The organism is Caloramator sp. Dgby_cultured_2, assembly GCF_028872215.1.
In the GTDB taxonomy this organism is placed as follows: domain Bacteria; phylum Bacillota; class Clostridia; order Clostridiales; family Caloramatoraceae; genus Caloramator; species Caloramator australicus.
Genome location: NZ_CP118396.1, coordinates 2,582,198 through 2,597,500, shown reverse-complemented (window position 1 = coordinate 2,597,500; position 15,303 = coordinate 2,582,198). Strand labels below are relative to the sequence as shown.

6 protein-coding genes, 1 tRNA gene, 2 rRNA genes, 4 pseudogenes and 1 CRISPR repeat array (1 of these 14 running past the window's edge) are annotated in these 15,303 nt (G+C 39.6%); all 13 genes and pseudogenes read right to left on the bottom strand.

Translation table 11 applies throughout. From position 1 onward, the window contains the following. Positions 1–2,550: ribosomal RNA gene (locus PWK10_RS18140) — 23S ribosomal RNA — on the bottom strand; it reaches 340 nt to the left of the window's first position. Positions 2,551–2,646: 96 nt separating this feature from the next. Beyond that, a 16S ribosomal RNA gene (locus PWK10_RS18135) occupies positions 2,647–4,171 on the bottom strand. The 16S and 23S rRNA genes sit together here with 1 tRNA gene alongside, the layout of an rRNA operon. A 204-nt stretch (positions 4,172–4,375) precedes the next feature. Beyond that, positions 4,376–4,450, bottom strand: a tRNA-Asn gene (locus PWK10_RS18130). A gap of 184 nt (positions 4,451–4,634) precedes the next feature. Continuing rightward, positions 4,635–6,070: direct repeats of the CRISPR family, unit length 30 nt; unit sequence GTTTCAATCCCTTATAGGTAGGCTATAAAC. Between the two features lie 197 nt (positions 6,071–6,267). Then, positions 6,268–7,792 (bottom strand): annotated as a pseudogene (lysS, locus tag PWK10_RS18125) (lysine--tRNA ligase). A gap of 13 nt (positions 7,793–7,805) precedes the next feature. Then, positions 7,806–8,287 (bottom strand): annotated as a pseudogene (gene greA / locus PWK10_RS18120) (transcription elongation factor GreA). A 301-nt stretch (positions 8,288–8,588) separates the two neighbouring features. Beyond that, entirely contained in the window at positions 8,589–9,278 is a 690-nt protein-coding gene (locus PWK10_RS18115; RefSeq protein WP_274766980.1) for a hypothetical protein, read from the bottom strand. A gap of 24 nt (positions 9,279–9,302) precedes the next feature. Next, the gene (locus PWK10_RS18110; RefSeq protein WP_274766979.1) at positions 9,303–10,235 is read right to left on the bottom strand and encodes a quinate 5-dehydrogenase; all 933 of its coding nucleotides are present in this window, start codon (positions 10,233–10,235) and stop codon (positions 9,303–9,305) included. 10 nt (positions 10,236–10,245) lie between these two features. Next, positions 10,246–10,770: a transcriptional regulator gene (locus tag PWK10_RS18105; RefSeq protein ID WP_274766978.1), complete on the bottom strand. Its 525-nt coding sequence runs from the start codon at positions 10,768–10,770 to the stop codon at positions 10,246–10,248. A gap of 31 nt (positions 10,771–10,801) precedes the next feature. Continuing rightward, positions 10,802–11,819, bottom strand: a pseudogene (dusB, locus tag PWK10_RS18100) (tRNA dihydrouridine synthase DusB). Beyond that, a pseudogene (locus tag PWK10_RS18095) lies at positions 11,791–12,599 on the bottom strand (type III pantothenate kinase). The pseudogenes dusB and PWK10_RS18095 overlap by 29 nt, the downstream one beginning before the upstream one ends. Before the next feature lie 16 nt (positions 12,600–12,615). Further along, positions 12,616–12,963 carry a cupin domain-containing protein gene (locus PWK10_RS18090; protein ID WP_008909575.1) on the bottom strand — a complete coding sequence of 116 codons (348 nt, stop codon included), beginning with the start codon at positions 12,961–12,963 and terminating at the stop codon, positions 12,616–12,618. A gap of 75 nt (positions 12,964–13,038) precedes the next feature. Continuing rightward, positions 13,039–13,446 (bottom strand): thioesterase family protein, encoded by a 408-nt coding sequence (locus PWK10_RS18085; RefSeq protein ID WP_274766977.1) that lies wholly within the window; start codon positions 13,444–13,446, stop codon positions 13,039–13,041. Between the two features lie 44 nt (positions 13,447–13,490). Beyond that, positions 13,491–15,248, bottom strand: a complete 1,758-nt coding sequence (gene ftsH / locus PWK10_RS18080) for an ATP-dependent zinc metalloprotease FtsH (RefSeq protein ID WP_342455583.1) — start codon at positions 15,246–15,248, stop codon at positions 13,491–13,493. Between the last annotated feature and the right edge of the window lie 55 nt (positions 15,249–15,303).

Here is a 15,303-nt window from a genome sequence, read left to right as displayed (position 1 = left end):
GGGCGAACAGCCCAACCCTTGGGACCTACTTCAGCCCCAGGATGCGACGAGCCGACATCGAGGTGCCAAACCTCCCCGTCGATGTGGACTCTTGGGGAGATCAGCCTGTTATCCCCGAGGTAGCTTTTATCCGTTGAGCGATGGCCCTTCCACTCGGTACCACCGGATCACTAAGCCCGACTTTCGTCACTGCTCGACTTGTCAGTCTCACAGTTAGGCTCCCTTCTGCCTTTGCACTCTACGCGCGATTTCCAACCGCACTGAGGGAACCTTTGGGCGCCTCCGTTACTCTTTAGGAGGCGACCGCCCCAGTCAAACTGCCCGCCTAACAATGTCCCGTGACCAGATTCATGGCCTCCGGTTAGAGCTTCAGTATCATCAGGGTGGTATCCCAACGTCGGCTCCATAGCGCCTAGCGACGCTACTTCTCTGCCTCCCACCTATCCTGTACAGACAATACCGAAACTCAATGCTAAGCTGCAGTAAAGCTCTACGGGGTCTTTCCGTCCAATCGCGGGTAACAAGCATCTTCACTTGTACTACAATTTCGCCGGGTCCCTTGTTGAGACAGCGCCCAGGTCGTTACGCCATTCGTGCGGGTCGGAACTTACCCGACAAGGAATTTCGCTACCTTAGGACCGTTATAGTTACGGCCGCCGTTTACTGGGGCTTCGGTTCAAAGCTTCGCTTGCGCTAACCTTTCCCCTTAACCTTCCAGCACCGGGCAGGCGTCAGCCCCTATACATCGTCTTTCGACTTAGCAGAGACCTGTGTTTTTGCTAAACAGTCGCCTGGGCCTATTCTCTGCGGCCTACCTTGCGGTAGGCACCCCTTCTCCCGAAGTTACGGGGTCAATTTGCCGAGTTCCTTAACAAGGGTTCTCCCGCTCGCCTTAGGATTCTCTCCTCACCTACCTGTGTCGGTTTGCGGTACGGGCACCAGCATCCTCGATAGAGGCTTTTCTCGGCAGTGTGAAATCAGCTGCTTCGTCTTACGACTCCCCATCAACACTCAGCTTATCCTCCCGGATTTGCCTGGGAGGCACGCCTTGTGCCTTAGACACACATATCCATCAGTGTGCTCAGCCTATCCTCCTGCGTCACCCCATCTCTCAAACGGCTACTGGTGGTATCGGAATATCAACCGATTGTCCATCACCTACGCCTTTCGGCCTCGGCTTAGGTCCCGACTAACCCTCAGCGGACGAGCCTTCCTGAGGAAACCTTAGGTTTTCGGCGAATAGGATTCTCACCTATTTCTCGCTACTTATGCCAGCATTCTCACTTCTTAGCAGTCCACCAGTCCTTCCGGTCTGACTTCTACCCGCTAAGAAAGCTCCCCTACCACCCGTTAGGGTCCATAGCTTCGGTGGTATGTTTGAGCCCCGGACATCTTCGGCGCAGGACCTCTCGACCAGTGAGCTATTACGCACTCTTTAAATGAATGGCTGCTTCTAAGCCAACATCCTGGTTGTCTTGGAAATCCCACATCCTTTTCCACTTAACATACACTTTGGGACCTTAGCTGATGGTCTGGGCTGTTTCCCTTTTGACCACGGATCTTATCACTCGTAGTCTGACTCCCGGGCATCAAGATCATGGCATTCGGAGTTTGATAAGGTTCGGTAACCTAGACGGCCCCTAGCCCATTCAGTGCTCTACCTCCACGTCTCTAACCCGAGGCTAGCCCTAAAGCTATTTCGGGGAGAACCAGCTATCTCCGAGTTCGATTGGAATTTCTCCGCTATCCACAGCTCATCCCATGGTTTTTCAACACCAACGTGGTTCGGGCCTCCAGTGAGTTTTACCTCACCTTCACCCTGTCCATGGATAGGTCACCCGGTTTCGGGTCTACGGCATGCAACTTTTCGCCCTTTTCAGACTCGGTTTCCCTACGGCTTCACACCTTAAGTGCTTAACCTCGCTACATACCGTAACTCGCTGGCTCGTTCTACAAAAGCACGCCGTCAGGCCTTAACGCCCTCCGACTGCTTGTAGGCACACGGTTTCAGGTTCTATTTCACTCCCCTCCCGGGGTTCTTTTCACCTTTCCCTCACGGTACTATACGCTATCGGTCACCAGGTAGTATTTAGCCTTGGGAGGTGGTCCTCCCTGCTTCCCACAGGGTTTCACGTGTCCCGTGGTACTCTGGATCAGGTCTAGCTTAAATTCTCTTTCGCCTACAGGGCTATTACCTTCTGTGGCCGGCCTTTCCAGGCCTCTTCGACTAGAGATTTTAAACCGTTATGACCTGTCCGCAACCCCAGAGTTTCCTCTGGTTTGGGCTCTTCCCTTTCGCTCGCCGCTACTTAGGGAATCGATTATTCTTTCTCTTCCTCCGGGTACTTAGATGTTTCAGTTCCCCGGGTGTGCCCTCCTTAACCTATGGATTCAGTTAAGGATACCTAGTGTTTACTAGGTGGGTTCCCCCATTCGGACATCTGCGGATCACAGCCTGTTTGCGGCTACCCGCAGCTTTTCGCAGCTTACCACGTCCTTCTTCGGCTCCTGGTGCCAAGGCATCCACCATGCGCCCTTTGTAGCTTGATCTTACAAAGAACTTGTTACCTTTGGCTGTGCAGTTTTCAAAGAACTTAGAACCTTACGGTCCCTGAAGACTAAACAGCGAGAGCTATTTCCTCTTAGAAAGGAGGTGATCCAGCCGCAGGTTCTCCTACGGCTACCTTGTTACGACTTCACCCCAATCACCAGCCCCACCTTCGACAGCTGCCTCCCTTGCGGGTTAGCCCACTGGCTTCGGGTGTTGCCGGCTCTCATGGTGTGACGGGCGGTGTGTACAAGGCCCGGGAACGTATTCACCGCGGCATGTTGATCCGCGATTACTAGCAACTCCGGCTTCATGCAGGCGAGTTGCAGCCTACAATCCGAACTGGGACCGGTTTTTGAGATTAGCTCCCCTCGCGGGTTTGCAACTCATTGTACCGGCCATTGTAGCACGTGTGTAGCCCAGAGCATAAGGGGCATGATGATTTGACGTCATCCCCACCTTCCTCCTGGTTAACCCAGGCAGTCCCTCTAGAGTGCCCAACCGAATTGCTGGCAACTAAAGGCAAGGGTTGCGCTCGTTGCGGGACTTAACCCAACATCTCACGACACGAGCTGACGACAACCATGCACCACCTGTCTCACCGTTCCCCGAAGGGCACCCCCGTGTTTCCACAGGGTTCGGTGGATGTCAAGCCCTGGTAAGGTTCTTCGCGTTGCTTCGAATTAAACCACATGCTCCGCTGCTTGTGCGGGCCCCCGTCAATTCCTTTGAGTTTTAATCTTGCGACCGTACTCCCCAGGCGGGGTACTTAATGCGTTAGCTGCGGCACAGAGGGCTTCGCCTCCTACACCTAGTACCCATCGTTTACAGCGTGGACTACCAGGGTATCTAATCCTGTTTGCTCCCCACGCTTTCGTGCCTCAGCGTCAGTTACAGTCCAGAAAGCCGCCTTCGCCACTGGTGTTCCTCCCAATCTCTACGCATTTCACCGCTACACTGGGAATTCCGCTTTCCTCTCCTGCACTCTAGCTCTCCAGTTTGAAGTGCAGTTCCTGGGTTGAGCCCAGGGATTTCACACCTCACTTAAAGAGCCGCCTACGCACCCTTTACGCCCAGTAATTCCGGACAACGCTTGCCACCTACGTATTACCGCGGCTGCTGGCACGTAGTTAGCCGTGGCTTCCTCCTCCCTTACCGTCATTATCGTCAGGGAAGACAGAGCTTTACAACCCGAAGGCCTTCATCGCTCACGCGGCGTCGCTGCGTCAGGGTTTCCCCATTGCGCAATATTCCCCACTGCTGCCTCCCGTAGGAGTCTGGGCCGTGTCTCAGTCCCAGTGTGGCCGACCACCCTCTCAGGCCGGCTACCCATCGTCGCCTTGGTGAGCCGTTACCTCACCAACTAGCTAATGGGCCGCGGGCCCATCCTCGAGGCGGAATTCATCCTTTGGCTTATGACGCCATGCGATGCATCTTAGCGTTATGCGGTATTAGCAGGCCTTTCGACCTGTTATCCCCCTCTCAAGGGCAGGTTACCCACGTGTTACTCACCCGTCCGCCGCTGAGGTACCATGAAGCTAGCTCCTATCCCCTCCGCTCGACTTGCATGTGTTAGGCACGCCGCCAGCGTTCGTCCTGAGCCAGGATCAAACTCTTATGTTTAAATCCTTAGCTTCCTTAAAAATTACTGCTGGTCGCTTCGCCACTGTTCAGTTTTCAAAGGTCAAACGACATTTTATATTATAACAACCTCTCAATATAATGTCAAGAGGTTTTTGCTTATCATCAACGACATTGTGTATATTACCATGCTTTAATTGCTTTGTCAATGGAATTTTTGTCCTGAAACCTTAAACAAAAATAAAATGGCTCCACGGAGAGGACTCGAACCTCCAACCCTCCGGTTAACAGCCGGATGCTCCACCATTGAGCTACCGTGGAACGCTTACACAAAATATTATAGCAGATTTTTTTCTGTTTGCAATACCTTTTTATAAAAAATTATCCTTTATCCCTATAAATATAATCTAGAATATCCCCATATTTCACTTGCTTTTCAAAGTCTCGGCCCTTTATTGACAAGCTATAAACATGATGTTTAAGGTTAGACTAGCACGCACATTAAAATTCAATCCCTTATAGGTAGGCTATAAACTCTAAATCTTTTAAAGTCTTGACTTCAGCTTCTATAGTTTCAATCCCTTATAGGTAGGCTATAAACTTAGATGAGTTACTAAATTTCCCTTTTGTTTTGTATGGTTTCAATCCCTTATAGGTAGGCTATAAACACCGAGTCGGCTCGTCGAAAGCTAACCGAGTCGGTTCGTGTTTCAATCCCTTATAGGTAGGCTATAAACATAAATTTTAACAAAATTATAAATATTATTGAAAATGTGTTTCAATCCCTTATAGGTAGGCTATAAACTCACAAGTGAAACTACTTCAGCTGGGGTGGCAGGGTCACTGTTTCAATCCCTTATAGGTAGGCTATAAACAAAATCCTAAATTCTGTTGTTGAAGCCTTGAGAAAATCGTTTCAATCCCTTATAGGTAGGCTATAAACTTTTTTGGATAAAGTTAGTAATGAGCCTGATAAATGTTTCAATCCCTTATAGGTAGGCTATAAACAAAGATTGGGGATAGAATTATAAAATTTGATTATCCTGGTTTCAATCCCTTATAGGTAGGCTATAAACTTAAATCCTATTGAAACTTTATATTATGTAAATGAGTTTCAATCCCTTATAGGTAGGCTATAAACGGTATTGTGTTACACGAAACAATGGAGCATTTTGGAAGTTTCAATCCCTTATAGGTAGGCTATAAACATTGATAGGAATTTATACCTTCAATGTAGGGAAATTTGTTTCAATCCCTTATAGGTAGGCTATAAACGCAGTATGCTTATTGAAGAAGAAATTGATTTTTCAATTAGTTTCAATCCCTTATAGGTAGGCTATAAACTCATTAAATTATCTTCCCATTTTCTAAGCCTTTCAAAGTTTCAATCCCTTATAGGTAGGCTATAAACGCATTGGTATATTGGACAAGCTTGAGTCAGAAGGGCGTTTCAATCCCTTATAGGTAGGCTATAAACTCAACCAGGACTTACTATTAGCATGATGACTTACAAGTTTCAATCCCTTATAGGTAGGCTATAAACATAAATTTCCCATTCGTTTTGTATGAAAAAGAATAGAGTTTCAATCCCTTATAGGTAGGCTATAAACTAAAGGCGCGCACCTGTAAGCCTTTCGGTGTCCTGGTTTCAATCCCTTATAGGTAGGCTATAAACTATATTTTTCTTTATCACTTTCACTTGCAAATACCCGTTTCAATCCCTTATAGGTAGGCTATAAACTGGCGATTCCGAAAAGGAAATCGCTAAAAAAGAAAAGAATGTTTCAATCCCTTATAGGTAGGCTATAAACGAAAATGAGGAAAAAGATAATGGATGGTCAAAAAGTGTTTCAATCCCTTATAGGTAGGCTATAAACTATATAATTAAAAAATTTCTGTCAATACTTTTTTGTTTCAATCCCTTATAGGTAGGCTATAAACCCGTTCAATACTTATTATAACTGGGTTTGAAGATTTTGTCAATTGTGAATATTTTGTTAACAAAATCTTTAAACCCTTGATAAATCTCATTTTCTTTTGTCGTCGATCCCCGGCACTTTTTGCAGGATTGGAGGTCGACGACAAATTAAAAGAATGTAAAAAGGCAGGATAACTCCTGCCTTTTATGTTAAATTTATTTACTTTGTCGGTTTCATTGTTGGGAAGAGGATTACGTCTCTAATTGAATATGAGTCAGTTAAGAACATAATAAGTCTATCCACTCCTATACCTAATCCCCTGTTGGAGGCATACCTATTTCAAGGGCATTTATAAAGTCTTCGTCCATCATATAAGCTTCATCGTCTCCAAGTTCCCTTTCTTTTAATTGTTGTAGGAATCTTTCCTTTTGATCGATTGGGTCGTTTAATTCTGAATAAGCGTTTGCTATTTCTCTACCATATACATATGCTTCAAATCTTTCTGTAAACATAGGATCGTCAGGTTTTTTCTTTGTAAGCGGTGAAACTTCAACTGGATAATCTAAAATAAATGTAGGCTGAATTAGGTGCTTTTCTGCATATGTTTCAAATACTGCAACTAATATATCGCCCTTAGTGCAATCCTTTAATTCCTTCTTAAGTTCATCTAGAACATTTAACTTCTTTGCAATTTCCCTTGCTTCTTCATCTGTTTTTATTTCATCGAAATCCACATTGGCATACTTCTTTACCGCTTCCTTCATTGTAAGCCTATTCCATGGTGGAGCAAAATCAATTTCTGTTCCTTGGTAGTTTACTTTAGTTGTTCCTAAAACTTCTTGACAAACAAATGCCACAAGGTTTTCTGTAAGCTCCATCATGTCATTATAATCGGCATAGGCTTCGTAAATTTCTATCATATTAAATTCAGGATTATGTCTTATATCTATTCCTTCATTTCTAAAGTTTTTACCCATTTCATAAACTTTTTCAAATCCACCAACGATAAGTCTTTTTAAGTAAAGCTCTGTAGCAATTCTAAGATATAGGTCAATATCAAGGGCGTTGCTATGAGTTATAAATGGTCTTGCTGCAGCACCACTTGCAATTGGTGATAATACTGGTGTTTCAACTTCGATAAAGTCCCTATCATCAAGGAATTTTCTTATAGCTCTAATAATTTGAGTTCTCTTAAAGAAAGTATCTCTTACATCTTGATTCATTATAAGATCAACATATCTTTGTCTGTATCTTAAATCCGGGTCCTTAAGCCCATGCCATTTTTCAGGAAGTGGTCTTAAGGATTTTGTTAGCAATATATAGTCCTTAACATGGATCGAAATTTCTCCAGTTTTAGTTTTAAATACTGTTCCTTCAACTCCTATGATGTCACCAATATCCAAAGTTTTGAATGCCTTTAATTTTTCTTCTCCTATGTCATCAATTTTTACATAAAGCTGAAGCTTACCATACCTGTCATGAATGTCAGCAAAACCAGCTTTACGTGTATTCTCTTTGTCATCAATCTTCCTGCAACTTTAACATCCTTACCTTCAAGTTCTTCATAGTTGTCTTTTACTTGCTTTGATGTATGAGTTCTATCATATTTTGTTATAAGGAATGGATCCTGACCCTTAGCTCTTAAATCCTCTAGCTTAGCAAGTCTTTGCTTCATTAACTCATTATACTCAGCCTCAAGATTTTGAAGTTCCTGTTGATTAAGTTCCTCATTAGTATTCGCCATAGCTCACCCTCCATTAATGCCTTTTTATTTCTAATATCTCAAAAGATTCAACTCCATCTGGAACTTGAATCTCTACTTTGTCACCAACTTTTTTGCCTAAAAGTCCCCTTCCTATTGGTGCTTCATTAGAAATCTTCATTTTAGCTGGATCTGCCTCTGCTGAACCAACTATTGTAAATTCAAGCTCATCTCCATACTTCAAGTCCTTAACCTTAACTGTTGAACCAATTGAAACAACTTCAGTATTTATTTCGTCCTCATCGATTATCTTTGCATTCTTTAACATGTTTTCCAAAGTTGCAATTCTACCTTCAACAAACGCCTGTTCATTCTTTGCTTCATCATATTCTGAATTTTCGCTTAAGTCTCCAAAGGAAATAGCTGTCTTAATTTTTGTGAAACTTCCTTTCTTTTAACGGTTTTTAGATATTCAAGTTCTTCCTCTATCTTTTTAACTCCTTCGTATGTTAAAATCACTTGTTTGTTATCGCCCATAAATACTCTCCCCTCTTTTTGCTTAGGATTTATAGATATTATATGCACATTAATTTATGTAATTCCCCTAATTTTTAAATAACTTAGGAGAAGGCTTAAATAAACTAATAACAAGCACTATAAAGACATCTTTATAGTGCTTGTTAATATTCGTTATATGGTATTATAAATCACACTAATTGTTATGTCAACATATTTTGTAATTATATTTCCATTATTAAATTATTCTGTAATTTAAATTTTGAAATTTTAAATCCTTCTTCTTCAGCGTTTTTCCATATCCTTTCATAGCCCTTCATTTCTAAAAACCCTGCGCTAAAATACTATCGTAAAAGTCCTTCTCATCCAATGTTATATCAACATCATCAAAGCATAATCCATTGTGACAAATTGTTTTATTTAATAAAAGTGTTGGCTTTTTCGGGTCTATCAAAATTTCATACCTCTTATCCGTTATTATCATAGCCTGGCATAAATTAGCTGCCTTTATAGGATCTTCTATTACAGCTACTGATATTCCATAATTTTTTAATGCAAATTCCATATCTTTAATTAAGTTTTCCCTTTTATCTGCAAGCAAAATTATTCGCCGTGCAAAGTTTAATAAATATCTAAAACAAATTTTTCCTAAACTTTTTTCTGCATCAGCAATTAGGACTTCGTTCAGTCTTAAATCGCATCCATGTTTTATCGTAAAAATATCTAAAGCTCTAATCAGGCATGAAATTATAAAATTTAAGTCAATGTTGATCCCTAAATCCTTTGAAAGCACTATGCTTTCTTTACCAAACCTTTTTATTGCTATGTTTAATTTAATATTTTCTAACCCATCAGGTATTTTTACAATTTCCGCTTTAACATCTTTTAATTTATATTCCCTTTCTTTATACGGAAGCAATAACTTATTTATACCAATAATCTTGCTAAAATAAGGATGAACAATATTAATTTCTTCTAAAGATGCCTTATTTAATACCAAAATTTTGTTCAAATATTGCCTCCTAAAATTGTTTTATTAAATTATATTAGCCTTAGCATCTACAAATTCATCGTTTAAATAAACTACTCTTGGTTTGAAGTTAAGTTTTTCAAGTAAAATTTCATAGTCCTTTGGTGTTATATCATCAATGTTCTTTTGCATTATTGAAACCAATACTGCCTCCATGACATTAGTTCCAAAGGATCTTCCATTAAATTCTGGTGTTGTCGTTACAAGCATTTTAGCACCTAAATTTTTCAATTCTTCAATATCATCCTTTGTTACTGTGTTTGTAATAATTATTTTTCCTTCTAAATTATCAGGCATATATCTTTTTATAAAAAGGTAATCCCCAGCTATTATATCAGCCTCATTGAAATATTTTTCATGTTTTGGTGTTCTTTCTTCTTGACTTTTACCTGTAGGATAAAGTTTTTCAAAGGGCATCCTTGTAGCAATAGGTAAAATAACCTTTGCAAGGGCTTGAAATACTTTAACTGATTTTAAAGGTATAGGAATATCAAGGGAAAACATCAAATCCCCAATAATTAGCTCTGCCCCTAATTCATAAAAAGCCTCTAACATTCCGAATCTATCTGTTGCACTAACCATTAAGACCGATTTGTCTTTAATTTTAAATATATTTTTATCTATGTATTTTATTACATTTCTTTCAAGTGTATTTTTAAGACCTGAACCATCCACAATTGGTGTTTTCTTGGCTGCCTCTTTAATAACAATGGCATCCTTTATCTCATATCTTTTTCCTGCAGCATATAAGTATAAATCAATGCCACCCATTCCAAAGGCATCGACTTTACCATCCATTTCCCTTATAAGCTCTAAAACCCTGTTAAAATCACCATCTGTTCCTATTCTCTCTATTATAAAATTTTCACCTAAAAGCTCAGTTTCAACCCTATGATTTCTCTTAGAAGATCCTAAACTTACAGAAACAATATGCTTCATTTTAATCCTCCTACTCTTTTATACTTTCAACAATTTTTAAAACACTATTAACATCCACATATACATCTTCTTTTAAGGGCGACTTGCCTATATCAATCGTATAAACATGGCAATCTAATAAGGCTGATAAAAGCTTTGATCTTGCATTTGAGGCTAAAATAATACAATGCTGATATTTCCTTACTTTAGAAATAATATCAAAAAGCCCATTAACAAGTTCAAGCCCACTTTGATCCTTTACAAATCTTTGCCTTTCTTCTTCTGTAAGTAAGAAAATAAAATCAACTCCTGTTTTTTTAAGTTCCCTTTCAAGCTCCTCTTTATTTGCAACAGGAAATCCTACAACTGCAATTTTACCTCCCTTTCTCACCTCTCCTATACTCTCTAGCCTTGATATAAACGTCCTATCTATATTAAGTATCTTTGCAACTTCCTGTTGTGAATACCCTTTGCACCTTAATTCTAATATTTCATCAATTGTTGAATTAATTTTTGATATACTTATCACCTTATCTCCTATCCTTACATAGTCCATAAAATCCCTCCCGTGCACATGATGTGCTCAATTACATTTTATACCTTTTTGCAATTTTTACAATAAAAAAGATACTACAAAATGTAGTATCTAAATCAGAGTTTTTATATTCAATCAAAACTTCTTCAATTTTTTCTCTTTGGTCAAGCCTATTTACCATATCTTTAACATAAGTGGAATTTTTAAGCCCCTTTAAATACCAGGCAATATGTTTTCTCATCTCGATTATTCCCTGTCTTCCTTTAAATTCCTCAGCCATTTTAAGATGTCTTAATATAATATCAAACTTTTCCTCAATTGAAATGTCGGGAATTTTTGTCCAGTTTCGAAATAGTATATTATCCTTTTAAATATCCAAGGGGTTCCTAAAGCTCCTCTTCCTATAAGGATGGCATCGCATCCAGTCTCATCAAACATTTTTTTGCACTATCCTCATCCACAACGTCTCCATTTCCTATAACTGGAATTTTAACTGCTTCCTTGACCCTTCTTATTATATCCCAGTCAGCATGTCCTGAATACATCTGCTCCCTTGTTCTGCCGTGAACTGCAATAAAAGATGCCCCTGCTGCCTCCACCATTTTAGCAAATTCAATGGCATTTACTGAATTCTCATCCCATCCCTTTCTAAACTTGACAGAGACAGGTTTTTAGATTTTGAAACAACTTTTTTAACAATCCTTTCGGCCAGTTCAGGATTTTTCATTAGGGCACTTCCTTCACCATTTTTAACTATTTTAGGTGCAGGACACCCCATGTTTATATCAATAGAAACTACCTTTTCATTCTCGCTTATTTGCTCTGCCATATCAGCCATAATATCAGGATCGCTTCCAAAAATTTGGACAATAACCGGGGCTTCCTTATCATCTATATCTAAAAGTAAATTGGTTTTTGCTGCCATAATACAATCCTTTAGAACTTACCATTTCGGTATAAACTAATCCACAACCATATTCTCTGCATAAAATTCTAAAGGCCTTATCCGTTACTCCAGCCATTGGTGCCAAAAATACATTGTTAGGTGTTATGTAATTTCCTATTTTCATCATCATCACCTATTTTTTCATAAATTATCCTCAAACCCTCTAATGTTAATATTGGATTAACCTCTTGAATAGTCCTGCTTTCTGAGGATATTAATTTTGCAAGACCTCCTGTTGCAACAACATAGGGTTTCTTTTCGCCAAGTTTTATCATTTCATCCATCATCTTATTTACTATATAATCAACCAGACCTACATAACCATATATTATCCCCGCCTGCATGCTGCTTACAGTATTTTTACAAATAACAGTTGGTGGCTTTACAAGTTCAATCCTTGGAAGCTTTGCAGCCCTTTCAAATAGTGCATCGCTGGATATTTTAATTCCAGGGGATATACATCCTCCATAATAATCCCCTTCTCTCCAACCGCACAAAATGTCGTTGCTGTTCCAAAGTCTACTATTATTAAAGATCTTTTATATATCTCCAATGCCGCAACAGCATTAACTATTCTATCCGCCCCAACTTCTTTTGGGTTATCATATTTAATATTAATCCCTGTTTTTACACCTGGTCCTACAACTAATGGTTCAACGCTAAAATACTTTCTTATCATATGTTCCAATGAATACATTATATTTGGAACTACAGATGAAACCACTACGGCATCAACATCTTTATAATTTAAGTTTGCCTTTTCAAACAAATTTATTACAATCATTCCATATTCGTCGGAAGTCCTTGGGGGATTGGTTGATAATCTCCAAACATCCAAAAGTTTTCTATCTTCATATACTCCTACGACTATATTTGTGTTTCCAACGTCAAAAACTAAAAGCATAGCAACCTCCTAAATACTAAATATCTCCTTCTTCTGGAACTATACAGATAAACTTTAACGTTTCTTTACCCTTATTCATAAACTGATGTAAAGCATTTGAAGGAACATATGCAAAGGATCCCTTCTTTATCTCATAGTCTTTACCTTCAACATGTAGAATTCCTTCTCCTTCAAGAATATAGTTTATATGTGGCCAAGGATGTGTATGTCTTGGAGTAAATCCACCCTCTGACAATTCAAAAACCCTCATGACATATCCTTCCCAACCTTCCTTAGGTGTTATAAGGACCTTCTTAACAGCATTCTTTACAAGGTCGTTATTGATCTCAATCCCCTTTACATCATCAATATGGGAAACTATCATAACAAACACCTCCTTAAAATATTTTAACTTAAACATTTTAATTTTACAATTAAAATTAAAGGGTGCCAAAGCACCCTATTTAACCTTATTATTTACCCTCTGCATGAACCTATCTACATCTATTATAAATCTTTCGTGGGTTCCTTCCATTATCTTTTCCATCTCATCATAGGCTTCAACCTTGAAAATAAGCCTTTCCCCATCCACCTCAACTAGCTCTGCTATTGCCTTAATCTTCATTCCAATCGGAGTTGCTGCTAGATGCCTTACATCTACCTTTATCCCAACTGTCGAATAACCTGTTGGAAGATGCAGATCAACAGCATTCTTGGCTGCACATTCCAAAAGTCCTATTAGAGATGGAGTCGACAGAACGTCTATAAAACCATTTACATAGTTTGCTGCAGAGTCTTTTTCCTGAACTGTAGTTTCTATAACAGAATTAAGTCCGACTTTTATTTTATCAAAAAGCTCCTCCTTCAATTTTCTCCCCCAATCATATTTAAACCTCGGGAAATCCCGAGGTTTTATGCTTCATTAAAAATCGCTTCAAATTCGTCAGCTTCAAGCTTTTCTTTATCAAGAAGAGCTTCAGCGACTTTATGAAGTTTATTCATATTTTCCTTTAAAAGTTCTTCTGCCCTCTTGTATGCAGTTTCGATTATTCTTTTAATTTCCTTATCTATAAGAGCTGCAACCTCTTCGCTGTAGTTTCTTGTCTTTGCAAAGTCTCTTCCCAAGAATACTTCATCGTGGCCTGTTCCAAACTCAATTGGTCCTAAAACTTCGCTCATACCATATTCCATAACCATTTTTCTTGCTATATTTGTTGCCCTCTCGATATCGTTCTTAGCACCTGTAGATATATCGTTTAAAACAAGCTTTTCTGCTACACGGCCACCTAAAAGACTTACAATTTCTTCTTCTAATTCTGTCTTGGAAGCATAATACTTATCTTCCTGTGGAAGGGCTAAAGTATATCCTCCTGCTCTTCCCCTTGGTATTATGCTGATTTGATGAACAGGGTCAGTATTAGGTAAAAGCTTCATTACAATAGCATGCCCTGCTTCATGATATGCAGTAAGCTTTCTTTCCTTTTCACTCATGATTCTGCTCTTTTTCTCAGGTCCTGCAATTACTCTTGTTATAGCCTCTTCAAGCTCATCCATACCTATAAGCCTTTTTCCCTTTCTTACTGCTAAAAGTGCTGCCTCGTTCATAAGGTTTTCAAGGTCAGCTCCTGTAAAACCAGGTGTTCTTTTAGCTATTATTGACAAATTAACTTCGGCTTCAAGAGGTTTATTCCTTGCATGAACCTTTAATATTTCTTCCCTTCCTTTAACATCGGGAGTATTTACAACAATTTGTCTATCAAATCTTCCTGGTCTTAAAAGGGCAGGGTCTAAAATATCAGGTCTATTTGTCGCAGCAAGAACTATTATACCTTCGTTAGTTCCAAACCCATCCATCTCAACAAGAAGTTGATTTAGAGTTTGCTCCCTTTCATCATGTCCTCCACCAAGCCCAGCACCTCTTTGTCTACCAACAGCGTCAATTTCATCTATAAATACTATACATGGTGAATTTTTCTTTGCATTATCAAAGAGGTCCCTAACTCTTGAAGCACCAACTCCTACAAACATTTCAACGAAGTCAGAACCGCTTATGCTAAAGAAGGGAACTCCAGCTTCTCCAGCAACTGCCTTTGCAAGAAGGGTCTTACCTGTTCCTGGAGGTCCAACAAGAAGTATTCCTTTTGGAATTCTTGCTCCCATCTCAATATATTTTCTTGGATTCTTTAAAAAGTCCACAACCTCTTGAAGCTCAGCCTTTTCTTCGTCTGCTCCTGCAACATCATCAAAGGTTATCCTCTTTTTATCATTTGTAACAAGTTTTGCTCTGCTTTTACCGAAATTCATTACACCTTTTCCTCCACCGCCGCCTTGGGCCTGTTGAAGGAAAATGAACCATATAACAATAAGCATTATTACCATTATTATATTGGGCAGAGCAGAAACCCAAAATGGAAATTTTGAAGGTGGAACATATTTTAACTGAACTTTTTGAGCATGAGTTTTATTATATTCGTTTATTATCTTTTCAAATTCCGTCGTATTTATATTAACTGTGGTAGTAAAGGAGGTTCCATCTCTAAATTCCCCTGAAGCACTACCAGTATCTATGTCAATATATATGCTCTTTACATTCCCTCTCTCAATTTCGTTTATAAGTTCAGTGTAAACTATTTCGCTTTTCTTAGTTGTTCCACCATCTAAAAGAGTCATTGCAACAAAAAGCCATTATTATTAGAAGCCATGCACTTGCACTTTTTAAGAAATT

Bases quoted from the DNA above. Each gene is read 5' to 3' on its own strand.
- PWK10_RS18090 (WP_008909575.1), bottom strand. From the start codon at position 12,963: ATGATAGTTTCCCATATTGATGATGTAAAGGGGATTGAGATCAATAAC.
- PWK10_RS18110 (WP_274766979.1), bottom strand. From the start codon at position 10,235: ATGAAGCATATTGTTTCTGTAAGTTTAGGATCTTCTAAGAGAAATCAT.
- PWK10_RS18105 (WP_274766978.1), bottom strand. From the start codon at position 10,770: ATGGACTATGTAAGGATAGGAGATAAGGTGATAAGTATATCAAAAATT.
- ftsH (WP_342455583.1), bottom strand. From the start codon at position 15,248: ATGACTCTTTTAGATGGTGGAACAACTAAGAAAAGCGAAATAGTTTAC.